A 14,164-nucleotide genomic window follows, 5' to 3' on the forward strand; every position below is an offset into this window, starting at 1 on the left:
CCATGCCGAACACGGAAGTTAAGCGTCTCAGCGCCGAAAGTAGTTGGGGGATCTCCCCCTGTGAGGATAGGACGTTGCCAGGCAACAACAGAGAGGACGACCGAGCATACGCTCGGTCGTTTTTTTGTATCGATTAGCGGTGCTCTCTATGAGGGCATCGCTTTTCGTTTGCCTTTTTTTAAATCAATGATAAAATATAGTCAAAAGTCAAAGATGGTCAGAGGGTGGTGGAGATGAGAAATATTTCGGATGTCATTGAACAGTATTTGAAGCAAGTGTTAAAGGAAAGTCAGGCAAATGCGATCGAGATTAAACGTCAAGACATCGCACAACGATTCGAATGTGTCCCATCCCAAATCAATTATGTCATCAACACACGTTTTACCGTCGAAAAAGGATATTTAGTAGAAAGTAAACGAGGTGGCGGTGGATATATTCGGATCCGACGCGTCATCTTACATGAAAAACAGGATGTGCTCTCTAGTTTGATGGATGTCATTCATGAGCATCCACGTCTGAATGAACAACTCGTTGAAAATGTGCTCGTGCGATTAGTGGAAGAACAAATGATGCACGAACAAGAAGCACAATTGATTTACCATCTCTTATCAGATGAAGCATTAAACTTACAAGTTGATGATCGTTCTTTTATTCGACGTCAACAATTGCTGGCACTGATGAAAGTACTTCGTTATCGTAATGGGGGATAAGTCGTATGTTATGCGAACGTTGTAAACAACGACCTGCTGTCAATGAAGTCGTTGTGATGGAACAAGATGTACCCGTAAAAAAACGATTATGTCGACAATGTACGGTAGAACTGATGACAGGATATGTACCGGTCGTGAAGCGATGCCCGACTTGTCAGATGACACGCCAAGACCTATTGCGTGTACGAAAAGCAGGATGCGCTACATGTTATACCGTATTTCGGGATGAATTGATCAAAATCACTCGTCAATATCAACAAGGACATGATCATCATATCGGTTCAATCCCTGACCAGCTACGCACGCCACATGAACGGATTGAAGAACGGCTCGAAAAGTTGGCAGGGGAGTTGAACCGCGCTGTCGAACAAGAAGATTATGAACGGGCAGCACGCATTCAAAAAGAAATGAAGCAATTAGAAGGGCAGGGAGATGTCTGATGGAAACTTTCCTAACACATCCACTTGGTCCAAAAATGAAAGAACGTGCCAAGCTCGATGATTTGGTCGTTTCTACAAGAATTCGACTGGCGCGTAATGTCAAAGACACGGTATTCTCTCCCGTACTTTCTAAAGAAGGAGAACGTCAGCTTTGCGATCGTCTAGAAGGGCGTTTACGTGGATTGAAAGGATTCGAATATCTTCATATGCGTGATTATGATGAAGTGACACGACAGGCGTTGATGGAGAAACACCTCATTAGCCCAGCCGTTGCAACCAATGAAGAGAGTGCGGTCTTTTTAAGTGAAGATGAAACCATCAGTGTATTGATTAATGAGGAAGACCATTTACGCATTCAAACGCTACTTCCAGGATATCAAGTGAAAGAGGCGTTTGAATTAGCGAAACAAGTTGATGCATTATGTGCAGAATCCCTATCGTATGCGTTTGATGAACAGTTAGGCTATTTGACGACATGTCCGAGTAATATCGGAACAGGACTTCGTGCCTCGGTCATGTTACACTTGCCGGGACTCACCTTAACGGGACGAATCAGTCCAATCTTACGAGAACTTCGAAAATTGGGCTATACGATTCGAGGTCGTTATGGTGAAGGTAGTGATGCGGCGGGTCGCTTGTTCCAACTTTCGAATCAACGGACATTAGGGAGTCACGAGTCACAGTTACTGGCTGACTTTATGGAAGTGACAGAACAAGTGATTCAAGCAGAGCGTCATGCGCGCGAAGAACTCGTTGCGAATCGACAGGAAGAGTTAGAAGATCAATTTTATCGATCATATGGTATTTTGCGATATGCAAAGTTACTATCTTCTACTGAAGCCATCGAACGATTATCTGATTTACATTTGGCGAGTGACCTAGGGATTTTGTCTGATTGGAGTCCACCAAAGTTCCATGAACTCATTGTTCGGCTACAATCAGGTTTTCTACAAAAACATTTCGGGAAAACATTATCTACGCAAGAACGGGATCGAGAACGAGCGACCCTCGTTCGTCGAACGTTAGATCAAGGCTTAGTTTGATCCAACTACAAGGAGGTTTTGTCAATGATGTTTGGACGATTTACAGAACGAGCACAGCGCGTATTGGCTTTAGCACAAGAGGAAGCAGTACGTCTTGGCCATCATAATATTGGTACAGAACATATTTTATTAGGATTGGTTCGTGAAGGAGAAGGGATTGCGGCAAAAGCGCTCTTCGCTCTCGGATTGACTTCTGAAAAAATTCAACAAGAAGTAGAATCATTGATTGGACGCGGTTCTGAGAATGGATCGACGATTCACTACACGCCACGTGCGAAAAAGGTCATTGAACTCTCGATGGATGAGGCACGTAAACTAGGACATTCATATGTTGGAACGGAGCACATCCTTCTTGGATTGATTCGTGAAGGCGAAGGTGTCGCGGCACGTGTCCTCAATAACCTTGGAATCAGTTTGACGAAAGCACGTCAACAAGTATTACAGCTTCTCGGTAACACGGAGTCTTCTTCAAATGCTTCACAACCAGGTGCGAGCGCTGCAACCCCAACACTTGATGGGTTGGCACGCGACTTGACGCAACAAGCACGTGAATCGCGTTTAGACCCGGTCATCGGCCGCGCAGGTGAGATTCAACGTGTCATTGAAGTCTTATCTCGTCGTACGAAAAACAACCCGGTTCTTATCGGAGAGCCAGGTGTCGGGAAAACGGCAGTAGTCGAAGGTCTCGCTCAACAAATCATTAACAACGAAGTACCTGAAACACTTCGCAATAAACGAGTGATGGTACTCGACATGGGTACACTCGTAGCAGGTACGAAATATCGTGGTGAGTTCGAAGATCGATTGAAAAAAGTAATGGATGAAATTCGTCAGGCAGGAAACGTCATTCTCTTCATTGACGAGTTGCACACATTGATTGGTGCGGGGGGTGCAGAAGGTGCGATTGATGCGTCGAACATCCTCAAGCCGTCATTGGCTCGTGGTGAACTTCAATGTATCGGGGCGACAACACTTGATGAATACCGGAAGTACATCGAAAAAGATGCAGCGCTTGAACGACGCTTCCAACCAATTCAAGTAAATGAACCGACAACAGAAGAAGCTGAACAAATCCTACTCGGGTTGCGCGATCGTTATGAAGCGCATCACCGCGTAACGATTACAGACACAGCGATTCACGAGGCGGTCGTTCTGTCTGACCGTTACATCTCGGATCGTTTCTTACCGGACAAAGCGATTGACCTCGTCGATGAGGCGGCATCAAAAGTACGACTTCGCTCGTTCACGGCACCACCGAACTTGAAAGAGTTGGAGTCACGCCTTGAATCGATCCGTAAAGAAAAAGACTCTGCTGTTCAAAGTCAAGAGTTTGAAAAAGCGGCTTCTCTCCGCGATACAGAACAAAAGTTACGCGATGAGTTAGAAGAGTTGAAAGCAGAATGGCAGAACAAGCAAGGAAACGAAAAACTTGAAGTGACGAAAGAGGATATCGCTCAAGTTGTCGCAAACTGGACAGGTGTGCCGGTCACGAAGATTGCCGAAGAAGAGACAGACCGTCTCCTCAAACTCGAATCCATTCTTCACAACCGTGTCATCGGTCAAGACGATGCGGTGAAATCGATTTCCCGCGCCATTCGTCGGGCTCGGGCTGGCTTGAAAGATCCAAAACGTCCAATCGGTTCATTCATCTTCCTCGGACCTACCGGAGTCGGGAAAACCGAACTCGCTCGCGCAGTTGCCGAAGCGATGTTTGGGGATGAGGATGCGATTATTCGAATCGACATGTCAGAGTACATGGAAAAACATGCGACGAGCCGTCTCGTTGGTTCGCCTCCTGGTTATGTCGGTTACGAAGAAGGCGGTCAGTTGACAGAAAAGGTACGCCGGAAACCATACTCGGTCATCCTTCTCGATGAAATTGAAAAGGCTCACCCTGAAGTGTTCAACATCTTACTTCAAGTGCTTGACGACGGTCGCTTGACGGATTCGAAAGGTCGCACGGTCGACTTCCGAAACACCGTCATCATCATGACGTCAAACGTCGGGGCCGCAGCGCTTCAACGTAATAAATACGTTGGATTCACAGTCGAAGATGACGTGAAACGTGAGTATACGGAAATGAAGGATAAAGTACTCGAAGAACTGAAAAAGGCGTTCCGACCTGAGTTCTTGAACCGGATTGACGAAATCACGGTCTTCCATTCACTTCAAAAAGAGCACATTCAAGAAATCATCAAACTTATGGCAGAGACGCTCAAGAAACGTCTTGCCGAACAAGGTGTTGATTTCAGCTTGACGGATGCGGCGCTCGACAAGATTGCCGAAGTCGGCTACGATCCGGAATACGGGGCTCGCCCTCTCCGTCGTGCCCTTCAACGAGAAGTGGAAGATCGCCTCTCAGAAGCAATGCTTGGCGGCACAATCGCTAAAGGCAGTAAAGTTGCGCTCGACGTACAAGATGGAGAGTTTGTCGTTCGTAACGAAGGTGTGGTTCAGTAAATCATTCAGCTCCCTCGTTGTTTATGAGGGAGCTTTTTTTAGACGGGAAGGAAGCTTATGGCCAAAATTAAAACGAAATACGTCTGCCAATCGTGTGGATATGAATCAGCCAAATGGATGGGACGTTGTCCAGGTTGTAATGAATGGAATACGCTCGTTGAGGAGTTCGTCGAAGAGAAGAAAGCCAAACGTGGCGCAGCGTTTGTGCATAGTTCATCCCGACAATTGAAGCCAGAACGACTCGCAAACGTCGTTTCACAAGAAGAGACACGCGTGCACACGAATAGTCGTGAATTTGACCGTGTGCTCGGTGGGGGGATCGTGCCGGGCTCACTCGTCTTAGTCGGCGGGGACCCGGGAATCGGGAAGTCGACGATTCTGTTACAGGTCAGTGCACACCTAGCCCATAGTGGTAAAAAAGTGCTCTATATCTCAGGTGAAGAATCCCTCAAACAGACGAAACTACGAGCGGAACGTCTCGGCTTACCGACCGAAGACTTATTTGTGCTCGCTGAGACAGACATGTTGATGATCGAACGCGTCATTGATGAAGAACAACCCGGGTTTGTCATCATCGACTCGATTCAGACGGTATATATGGATGAGATTCAATCGGCGCCAGGAAGTGTGTCACAAGTACGAGAATGTACGGCAGCGCTCATGAAGATTGCCAAAACACGAGGGATTGCTGTGTTCATCGTCGGTCACGTAACGAAACAAGGATCGATTGCGGGCCCACGTTTACTCGAGCACATGGTCGATGCGGTCCTTTACTTTGAAGGGGAGCGTCATCATACGTTCCGTATTTTACGCGCGGTGAAAAACCGTTTCGGTTCAACGAACGAAATCGGGATCTTCGAGATGAAAGAGAGTGGGCTAGAAGAAGTTCTCAACCCGTCCGAAATCTTTTTAGAAGAACGAACTGCCGGTGTTTCCGGTTCGACGGTCGTCGCTTCGATGGAAGGGACAAGGACAGTGCTCGTCGAACTACAAGCACTCATCTCGCCAACATCATTCGGTAACCCGAGACGTATGGCGACGGGAATCGACCAAAACCGGGTCGCGCTTCTGATGGCCGTCCTTGAGAAACGCTCTGGCTTATTGCTTCAGACACAAGACGCCTACTTAAAAGCGGCGGGTGGCGTCAAACTAGATGAGCCTGCGATTGACCTCGCGATTTGTGTCTCGATTGCCTCGAGTTTCCGTGACCGCCCGACTCGTCCGACGGATGTCTGCATCGGTGAAGTCGGATTGACTGGAGAAGTGCGACGCGTATCACGGATTGAACAACGTGTCGCCGAAGCTGCAAAATTAGGATTCACACGTGCCATCATTCCGAAAAACAACATGGGTGGATGGACCGCTCCGGCAGGAATTGAAGTGGTCGGCGTCGGAACGGTGGACGAAGCACTGCAGTTGGCGATCCCGTTTTAACGGGACGCCAATGGCAGTTTTTAACGCTTTGTAACGAACGTGATTGAAAAAACCATGTTACAATGAAAGTGTTATTTTTGAAATTTTATTTCATATAGAAGGAGGTGGAATGAGTGAAGATTGCTGTACGAATCGGATTTATTTTGATTGGTCTCGTCGTAGGTTGGTTCGGAATTATCGAAGCGACGTTATTATTAGGAGACCTCGGCATGAATGTGCCGGAATGGTTAACGATTCCATACGTAGCAAGTTTGATTGGTGGACTTATCTTCTTCATTCTTAGTTTATTCTTAACCGATGGTGTTGTTGCATTTATTCGTTTTGTCGAAGAACGGCTCGTCCGTTTACCGGTAGGGGATATTTTATTCGGTTCGATCGGCCTCATTATCGGGCTCTTGATTGCCTTTTTGATCAGTGTCTCGCTTGAAGTAACGAACATTTTCTTACTGAGTAAGATCGTTCCGATCTTTGTGACGGCACTGTTTGGTTACTTCGGTTTCGCGGTCGGGTATCGGAAGCGTAACGAATGGATTAAACTATTTGTAAAGAGTGAGCGGGAGAAACCGGCAGCTGAACCGGTACAACGTTCGAATGATAAAATCTTAGACACGAGCGTCATTATTGACGGTCGTATCGCAGATATCGCCACGACCGGATTTGTGGAAGGCACATTGATTGTTCCGCAGTTCGTCATCGGAGAACTTCAATATATCGCGGATTCATCGGATACGTTGAAACGAAACCGTGGTCGTCGTGGACTTGATATTTTAAAAGAACTGCAAGAAAACAAGCGAATCCAAGTTGAAATTTATGATGGGGACTTTGAAGATGTACCAGAAGTCGATATCAAATTAATCAAGTTGGCAGAGTTGAAAAATGGGATTGTCGTCACGAACGACTACAACTTAAACAAAGTCTGCGAAGTACGAAATGTTCCAGTCTTGAACATCAATGACTTAGCGAATGCCGTCAAGCAAATCGTCATCCCTGGCGAAGAGATGGTCGTCACTGTCATTAAAGAAGGAAAAGAGCAAAATCAAGGTGTTGCCTATCTCGAAGACGGGACGATGGTCGTCGTGGAAGGTGGACGTAAGTTGATCTCGAAGACGCTTCCTGTCGTCGTGACGAGTGTGCTGCAGACATCTGCAGGCCGAATGATTTTTGCTCGTCCTGAATAACGAACAAAAAAGAGACGCGTGAGCGCTCTCTTTTTTCACGAAGAGAGGTGTTTAGCATAGTATCTTATACAGTTGTGATCCCGGCTGCGGGAAGAGGGAAACGAATGGGAGCGGATGCGAACAAACTCATGTTGTCGCTCCGTGACAAACCGATTATCACGTGGACGTTACAAGCGTTCGATACCGATCCTTGGTGTGAACGGATTGTTTTGGCGATTCGTCCAGAGGAACGTGACTGGTTTGAAGCGATCACGGCACAAGTCGAAACACCGATTACATATGTAACAGGTGGGGAAGAACGACAACAGAGTGTCCATGCGGGGCTTAAGGTGGTTGCACCCGATACGATTGTGATGATTCATGACGGTGCCCGTCCGTTTGTAAAACGTGAACAGCTGCATCAAGTGGCAGAAGCGGCGTTACAAGGTGGCGCCATTTTAGCAGTACCGGTCAAAGACACAGTTAAACAAGTCGGACGTCATCAAATCGAACGAACGGTTCCTCGGGAAAATCTATGGTTGGCGCAAACGCCGCAAGCTTTTCAGGCCAAGGCGATCTTGGCGGCACATGAACGAGCGGTCGAACAACAGATGATGGGAACGGACGATGCGAGTTTATTCGAATGGCTTGGTGAAACGGTACAAGTCGTTCTTGGAGACTATCATAATATTAAGATGACGACGCCGGAGGATTTACTGTTTGGTGATGCGATTTTAGCGAGGGAGGACTTACAATGAGAATTGGTCAAGGATTTGATGTACACGCATTTGCGGAAGGACGTCCATTAATTTTAGGAGGAATTGAGATTCCACATGAACGTGGTCTACTCGGTCATTCCGATGCGGATGTGTTACTCCATACGATTGCCGATGCAGCGCTTGGAGCGATTGCGGCAGGTGACATCGGGAAGCATTTCCCTGATACGGACCCGGAATTTAAAGATGCGGATTCGAAAGAATTACTTCGCCACGTATGGCAACTTGTGAAGGATGAGGGGTATGTCCTCGGAAATGTGGACGCGACCGTCATGGCACAACGTCCGAAGCTACGTCCTTATATTGATGAGATGCGAGCGGTCATTGCCGACCTACTCGAAGCGGACATCGAACAGGTGAACGTGAAAGCGACGACGACGGAGAAGCTCGGCTTCACAGGACGTGAAGAAGGAATCGCGGCGCAAGCGGTCATCTTACTCAACCGGGCTTGACAGAAATGGTATACTATTTGGGCAGAAGAGAAGAAAGGTGGAACTATTATGAGTGAAGTGCGTGTACGCTATGCGCCTAGTCCGACGGGGCATCTCCACATCGGAAATGCGCGGACTGCGTTATTTAACTACTTATTTGCTCGTCATGCAGGCGGGAAATTGATTCTTCGAATTGAAGATACTGACCAGAAACGAAATGTATTAAACGGTGTCGAGAGTCAAATGAAGTATTTGGAGTGGCTCGGAATCGATTGGGATGAAGGTCCTGGTCGTGATGGAGACTACGGTCCATATTATCAAATGGAACGTCTTTCACTATATGAGAAATACGTCAACGAATTGATGAGCAAAGGTCTTGCTTATAAATGCTATATGACATCAGAGGAGCTCGAAGCAGAGCGTGAAGCACAAATCGCGCGCGGCGAAGCACCGCGTTATTCTGGTGCGCACCGCAATCTGACTGTCGAAGAACGTGAAGCGTTTGAAGCAGAGGGCCGCAAGCCGTCAATTCGAATTCGCGTGCCGGAAGGCGTGACGTATAAATGGACGGATGTCGTCAAAGGCGATGTCTCATTCGAGTCGAAAGACTTTGGTGATTGGGTCATCGTGAAACAAGATGGCATTCCGACTTACAACTTTGCTGTTGTTGTCGACGACCACTTGATGAAGATCAGCCACGTCTTGCGTGGAGACGACCACATCGCAAACACACCAAAACAGATGATGGTATATGACGCGCTTGGATGGGAATATCCTGAATTCGGTCACATGACGCTCATCTATAACGATCAACATAAGAAATTGTCAAAACGTGATGAATCGATCATCCAGTTCATTGAACAATATGCGGATCTTGGCTACCTGCCAGCAGCGCTCTTCAACTTCATTTCTCTTCTTGGCTGGTCACCAGTCGGAGAAGAAGAAATCTTCTCGAAAGAAGAGTTCATTCAAATGTTTGATGCGAACCGCTTGTCGAAGAGTCCAGCTGTGTTTGACCAACAAAAACTTTCTTGGATCAACAGTGTATACATGAAGAAGGCCACGCTTGACGAAGTAGTGGCACTCAGTTTACCATTCTTACAAGAAGCAGGACGATTACCCGAGGCGGTATCTGTCGAGGAAGCAGATTGGGCAACAAGCTTGATTGCATTGTATAAAGAACAAATGACGCACGGAGCAGAGATTGTCGCGTTGACGGACTTGTTCTTCAAAGATGAAATCGAGTATGACGAGGAAGCGAACGCTGTCCTTTCAGGGGAAACGGTTCCCACTGTCCTTGCAGAGTTCAAACAACAACTCGAAGGAATCGAAGACTTCACACCAGAAGCGATTAAAGCGGCGACGAAAGCAACGCAAAAAGCAACTGGTCAAAAAGGGAAGAACTTGTTCATGCCAATCCGTGTCGCGACGACAGGACAAACACATGGACCAGAGCTCCCGAACGCGATTTCGTTAATCGGAAAAGAGCGTGTCTTGAAACGTCTGACAACTTTATTGGCATAAAGGCATCGATGAGGAAAGTAAGCGGTATGACACTTTGCAGAGACTAGAACCTAGGCTGGGAGTTCTAGATGTGTCCCCCGAAGAAGTGCACCTCGGAGCCGTCTCGGCGATACGTAGTCGAGGCCGTGACTCGGCGTTAACGAGACTTGAGAGGGGAACACTTTTTCCCAAACAGAGTGGAACCGCGCTTACGGCGTCTCTGTGCCTTGGCACAGGGGCGTCTTTGTTTTTGTATACGAAAAGGAGATATCAATTATGGGATTTTGGAGCAGTGTACGCGAAGACTTGCGGACTGTCTTGGAACTAGATCCTGCCGCCCGTTCAAAAGTAGAGGTGGCACTGACGTATCCAGGATTACACGCCATATGGGCACATCGGATCGCGCACGGATTATGGAAGCGTAACGTGAAGCTTGTGGCCAAGTTATTGGCCCAGTTCAGTCGCTGGTTGACCGGTATTGAAATTCATCCGGGAGCAGTTCTCGGCGATCGTGTATTCATCGATCACGGTTTTGGTGTCGTCATCGGAGAGACGGCGATTATCGGGAACGACGTGACAATTTATCAAGGCGTCACACTTGGAGGAACAGGGAAAGAGAAAGGGAAGCGTCACCCGACGATTGGGAGTGACGTGCTCATCTCGGCAGGAGCGAAAGTACTTGGAAACATTACGGTTGGCGATTGCGTCAAAATCGGAGCAAGTTCTGTCGTCTTGAACGATGTACCGTCTGATTCGACCGTCGTCGGGATTCCGGGTCGTGTCGTCATTCGAAACGGGAAGCGTGTGAAACAACATGACCTCGATCATCGTTTCCCAGATCCGGACCGCGAGTGTCAAGAACGCTTAGAAGCGGCAGTGGATGAACTACAACAAAAATTAGCGACGCTTGAAAAGCGGATGGAGGAGAAAACGCATGATTCAGCTGTACAACAGTCTCACGAATAAAAAAGAACCGTTTGTTCCAATCGTTCCGGGGAAAGTATCCATGTATGTGTGTGGACCGACCGTCTACAATTACATCCATGTCGGAAATGCCCGCCCGGCCATCGCCTTCGATACGGTTCGTCGCTATTTGACATATCGTGGGTATGAGGTGAAATACGTCCTAAACTTCACGGACGTAGACGACAAGATCATTCGTACCGCGAACGAACTTGGGGAAGACACCGAGACGTTGACGAATCGTTATATTGAGGCTTATTTGGCCGATACGGGAGCATTGAACGTGCAACCGGCAGACGTTCACCCGCGTGTTACCGATACGATGGAAGAGATCATCGAGTTCATCCGTCAACTAGAGACGGAAGGGTTCGCTTATGAATCAGAAGGCGACGTTTATTTCCGGACGAAGAAGTTTGAGACGTACGGGAAGCTAAGTCAACAATCGATTGAAGATTTACGGGCAGGCTCGCGTGTCGATGTCGGCGAAAAGAAAGAAGACCCGCTCGACTTCGTCTTATGGAAAGCCGCTAAACCGGACGAACCTTCTTGGGATAGTCCATGGGGCAAAGGGCGACCAGGTTGGCATATCGAATGCTCGGCGATGGCGAAAAAGCATCTCGGGGCAACGATCGATATCCATGCAGGTGGTCATGATTTAAAATTCCCACACCACGAGAATGAGATTGCCCAGTCAGAAGCTTGCAACCATGCGAAGTTCGCCAACTACTGGTTGCATAACGGATTCATCAACATTGAAAATGAGAAAATGTCCAAATCGCTTGGAAACTTCCTTCTCGTCCACGAAGCGCTGAAAGAAGTAGATCCAATGGTTCTTCGTTTCTTCATGTTGTCCGTCCATTATCGTCATCCGATCAACTATAGCCGTGAATTGATTGAACAGGCGGCAAACGGTTGGAGTCGAATCAAAGAAGCATATCAAAACATCGAATATCGTTTATCGGTAACGGCTGGACTTGGTGAACCGAGCGAGTCGATGGAGCGGAAACTTGAAGCAATCAAGGCGTCGTTCATCGAATCGATGGATGACGATATCAATACGGCCAATGCGATGACTGTCCTCTTTGACTTGGCACGAGAAGCGAACATTTACGCCAAGGCGGATCATGTGGCAAAAGCGACACTCGAACAAGTTCTCTCGTTATTCGACGAATTGACAGGTGTGCTCGGATTGACGCTCGCTGAAGAGAAAGAACTGCTTGATGCCGAAATCGATCAATTGATTCAAGAACGAAACGACGCACGCGCGGCACGTAACTTTGCCCGGGCTGACGAGATTCGTGATTTACTGAAAGAACAAAACATCCAACTCGAAGACACGGCCCAAGGGGTTCGGTGGAAGCGGTTATGATGCAACCGAAACAAATGAATGCCCTCGCACTCGCCTATATGGGTGACGTGGTATATGAATTGGCCGTACGAGAAAGACTGCTCGAGCAAGGATTGACGCGCCCGAACGATTTGCATCGGGGTGCCGTCCGTTATGTGAACGCGCGGGCGCAAGCGAGCGTCGTGACCTATTGGCTAGAGACGGACGTATTGACGGAAGAAGAACAAGCCGTCGTCAGACGTGGCAAAAATGCGAAATCAGGCTCGATTCCGAAGCGGGTCGACGTCCATACGTATCGTTATTCCACAGCATTCGAGGCATTGATTGGCTATATCTACTTAACAGAAAGAAGGGATCGTCTTGAAGAACTCATCAAACAAGCGTTCGAACGACTCGAAGCCGAGTCGACCGAAACGACATGACGGAAAACGAGGTGCGGAAAAACGAACGTTTGACCGCCCACGTGGGGAACGTCCAGAGCGTTCACGCCATCAAAAGTCGGAACGACCGGACTATAAGGAAGTAGACGTGATGGAGGAAGGGATTGATTTCCTTTACGGGCGAAACCCTGTACTCGAAGCACTTCGAAGCGGTCGCGACATGAACAAAGTATTTATCATGGAAGGGCAACAAAAAGGCCCGCTCGCTCAAATCATTGCGATGGCGAATGAAGCATCCGTTCAAGTGTCATTCGTACCGAAAACAAAGCTTGAGAAGATGGCTGGTAGTGAACATCATCAGGGTGTCGTGGCAGCCGTCGCGGCCTATGAATATAAAACCATCGAGGACATGTTCGCACTCGCCGCTTCAAAAGAAGAGACACCGCTCTTTATTTTACTAGATGAACTCGAGGACCCACATAACCTCGGTTCCATTTTACGGACTGCGGATGCTGTCGGCGCACATGGAATCATCATCCCGAAACGCCGCTCGGTCGGTTTAACTCAAACAGTCGCCAAAGCTTCGACTGGGGCGATTGAGCATATCCCGGTTGCGCGCGTGACGAATTTGACGCGGACACTCGAAGAATTGAAAGAAAAAGGATTATGGGTCGTCGGGACCGATGCGAAAGAGAGTCAGGACTATCGTCGATTAGATGGGAATATGCCACTTGTCGTGGTCATCGGAAGTGAAGGTAAAGGAATGAGCCGACTCGTACGTGAATCATGCGATTTCCTCGTTCATTTACCAATGGTTGGTCATGTCACGTCACTCAATGCATCTGTTGCAGCGGCACTCCTTCTGTATGAAGTGCATCGCTCACGTAACCCGTTAGCATGAGTATCCAAAAGCGCGAGCTCCTTCTTGTCGACGGATATAACATCATCGGGGCGTGGCCGCATTTAAGAAGTTTGCGCGATATGGATTTTGATCAAGCGCGCAATTTGTTAATTGAAGCGATGGCGGAATATCAGGCCGTATCTGGAAAAGAAGTCACCATCGTCTTCGATGCCCATATGCGTTACGGTCGTGAATCGAAAGAAAAACGAAGTCGTGTCGATGTCGTCTATACGAAAGAGAACGAGACGGCGGACGAGTGGATTGAGCGGCGAGCGCACGAACTGGTAGATAACCGACTCGTCACACTATTCGTTGCGACGAACGATTTCACCGAGCAGTGGGTCATTTTCGGCCAAGGTGCCTTACGAGTTCCTGCGACCGAGTTATTAAAAGATTGGAAGCATGCCAAAGCACTGATTGAGCAACAACGCCTCTCTTTAGAGAAGGAACAATCGAATCGAAAAACGATCGATATTCCTCCGCATATTCAAGAACGATTTGAAGAAATGCGACGTCGTAAATCAAAAGGTGATTGAAATCACGGACGAGTTCATGAAATGGACTCGTCTTTGTTTCGATTTTGACATTTTTTTGCAGAGGAATGTTGTATACTATTAC

At 47.8% G+C, this 14,164-nt stretch carries 14 protein-coding genes, 1 rRNA gene and 1 other annotated feature; all 15 genes read left to right on the forward strand.

What is annotated here, in order from left to right:
• Nucleotides 1-83: ribosomal RNA gene (rrf, locus tag KNO99_RS15540) — 5S ribosomal RNA — on the forward strand; the annotation flags it as partial.
• A 150-nt stretch (nucleotides 84-233) separates the two neighbouring features.
• Nucleotides 234-710, forward strand: a complete 477-nt coding sequence (locus KNO99_RS13990) for a CtsR family transcriptional regulator (protein ID WP_214697106.1) — start codon at nucleotides 234-236, stop codon at nucleotides 708-710.
• A gap of 5 nt (nucleotides 711-715) precedes the next feature.
• Nucleotides 716-1,150 (forward strand): UvrB/UvrC motif-containing protein, encoded by a 435-nt coding sequence (locus tag KNO99_RS13995; protein ID WP_214697108.1) that lies wholly within the window; start codon nucleotides 716-718, stop codon nucleotides 1,148-1,150.
• Nucleotides 1,150-2,193 carry a protein arginine kinase gene (locus tag KNO99_RS14000; RefSeq protein WP_214697110.1) on the forward strand — a complete coding sequence of 348 codons (1,044 nt, stop codon included), beginning with the start codon at nucleotides 1,150-1,152 and terminating at the stop codon, nucleotides 2,191-2,193. The genes KNO99_RS13995 and KNO99_RS14000 overlap by 1 nt, the downstream gene beginning before the upstream one ends.
• Before the next feature lie 24 nt (nucleotides 2,194-2,217).
• Nucleotides 2,218-4,653, forward strand: a complete 2,436-nt coding sequence (clpC, locus tag KNO99_RS14005) for an ATP-dependent Clp protease ATP-binding subunit (protein ID WP_214697112.1) — start codon at nucleotides 2,218-2,220, stop codon at nucleotides 4,651-4,653.
• Nucleotides 4,654-4,710: 57 nt separating this feature from the next.
• Complete coding sequence (gene radA, locus KNO99_RS14010; RefSeq protein ID WP_074032385.1) at nucleotides 4,711-6,087, forward strand: DNA repair protein RadA; 1,377 nt, start codon at nucleotides 4,711-4,713, stop codon at nucleotides 6,085-6,087.
• Nucleotides 6,088-6,200: 113 nt separating this feature from the next.
• Nucleotides 6,201-7,265, forward strand: coding sequence for a PIN/TRAM domain-containing protein (locus KNO99_RS14015; RefSeq protein WP_074032388.1), 1,065 nt, complete (start codon nucleotides 6,201-6,203; stop codon nucleotides 7,263-7,265).
• A 56-nt stretch (nucleotides 7,266-7,321) separates the two neighbouring features.
• Nucleotides 7,322-8,002, forward strand: coding sequence for a 2-C-methyl-D-erythritol 4-phosphate cytidylyltransferase (gene ispD, locus KNO99_RS14020; protein WP_214749800.1), 681 nt, complete (start codon nucleotides 7,322-7,324; stop codon nucleotides 8,000-8,002).
• Nucleotides 7,999-8,472 carry a 2-C-methyl-D-erythritol 2,4-cyclodiphosphate synthase gene (gene ispF / locus KNO99_RS14025; protein WP_074032390.1) on the forward strand — a complete coding sequence of 158 codons (474 nt, stop codon included), beginning with the start codon at nucleotides 7,999-8,001 and terminating at the stop codon, nucleotides 8,470-8,472. Before ispD ends, ispF begins: the two co-directional genes overlap by 4 nt.
• Nucleotides 8,473-8,517: 45 nt before the next feature.
• Nucleotides 8,518-9,975: a glutamate--tRNA ligase gene (gltX, locus tag KNO99_RS14030; RefSeq protein ID WP_214749803.1), complete on the forward strand. Its 1,458-nt coding sequence runs from the start codon at nucleotides 8,518-8,520 to the stop codon at nucleotides 9,973-9,975.
• Nucleotides 9,972-10,179: a binding site (T-box leader), on the forward strand. (Overlaps the previous gene by 4 nt.)
• A 51-nt stretch (nucleotides 10,180-10,230) precedes the next feature.
• Nucleotides 10,231-10,920 (forward strand): serine O-acetyltransferase, encoded by a 690-nt coding sequence (gene cysE / locus KNO99_RS14035; protein WP_012727699.1) that lies wholly within the window; start codon nucleotides 10,231-10,233, stop codon nucleotides 10,918-10,920.
• Complete coding sequence (gene cysS / locus KNO99_RS14040; RefSeq protein ID WP_214749777.1) at nucleotides 10,889-12,286, forward strand: cysteine--tRNA ligase; 1,398 nt, start codon at nucleotides 10,889-10,891, stop codon at nucleotides 12,284-12,286. The genes cysE and cysS overlap by 32 nt, the downstream gene beginning before the upstream one ends.
• A complete protein-coding gene (locus KNO99_RS14045; RefSeq protein ID WP_074032405.1) occupies nucleotides 12,283-12,687 on the forward strand; it encodes a Mini-ribonuclease 3 in 405 nt (134 codons plus the stop codon). Before cysS ends, KNO99_RS14045 begins: the two co-directional genes overlap by 4 nt.
• A 109-nt stretch (nucleotides 12,688-12,796) precedes the next feature.
• Nucleotides 12,797-13,546, forward strand: coding sequence for a 23S rRNA (guanosine(2251)-2'-O)-methyltransferase RlmB (rlmB, locus tag KNO99_RS14050; RefSeq protein WP_074032495.1), 750 nt, complete (start codon nucleotides 12,797-12,799; stop codon nucleotides 13,544-13,546).
• Entirely contained in the window at nucleotides 13,543-14,082 is a 540-nt protein-coding gene (locus KNO99_RS14055) for an NYN domain-containing protein (protein ID WP_214749780.1), read from the forward strand. The genes rlmB and KNO99_RS14055 overlap by 4 nt, the downstream gene beginning before the upstream one ends.
• Nucleotides 14,083-14,164 lie beyond the last annotated feature (82 nt).

The organism is Exiguobacterium sp. s189 (assembly GCF_018617615.1).
Taxonomy (GTDB): domain Bacteria; phylum Bacillota; class Bacilli; order Exiguobacteriales; family Exiguobacteriaceae; genus Exiguobacterium; species Exiguobacterium aestuarii_A.

Excerpts from the sequence above, each read along its gene's own strand:
- KNO99_RS14000 (WP_214697110.1), top strand. The coding sequence starts at position 1,150 with ATGGAAACTTTCCTAACACATCCACTTGGTCCAAAAATGAAAGAACGT.
- clpC (WP_214697112.1), top strand. The coding sequence starts at position 2,218 with ATGATGTTTGGACGATTTACAGAACGAGCACAGCGCGTATTGGCTTTA.
- KNO99_RS13995 (WP_214697108.1), top strand. The coding sequence starts at position 716 with ATGTTATGCGAACGTTGTAAACAACGACCTGCTGTCAATGAAGTCGTT.
- radA (WP_074032385.1), top strand. The coding sequence starts at position 4,711 with ATGGCCAAAATTAAAACGAAATACGTCTGCCAATCGTGTGGATATGAA.
- ispF (WP_074032390.1), top strand. The coding sequence starts at position 7,999 with ATGAGAATTGGTCAAGGATTTGATGTACACGCATTTGCGGAAGGACGT.
- KNO99_RS13990 (WP_214697106.1), top strand. The coding sequence starts at position 234 with ATGAGAAATATTTCGGATGTCATTGAACAGTATTTGAAGCAAGTGTTA.
- cysE (WP_012727699.1), top strand. The coding sequence starts at position 10,231 with ATGGGATTTTGGAGCAGTGTACGCGAAGACTTGCGGACTGTCTTGGAA.
- rlmB (WP_074032495.1), top strand. The coding sequence starts at position 12,797 with ATGGAGGAAGGGATTGATTTCCTTTACGGGCGAAACCCTGTACTCGAA.
- KNO99_RS14055 (WP_214749780.1), top strand. The coding sequence starts at position 13,543 with ATGAGTATCCAAAAGCGCGAGCTCCTTCTTGTCGACGGATATAACATC.
- cysS (WP_214749777.1), top strand. The coding sequence starts at position 10,889 with ATGATTCAGCTGTACAACAGTCTCACGAATAAAAAAGAACCGTTTGTT.
- KNO99_RS14045 (WP_074032405.1), top strand. The coding sequence starts at position 12,283 with ATGATGCAACCGAAACAAATGAATGCCCTCGCACTCGCCTATATGGGT.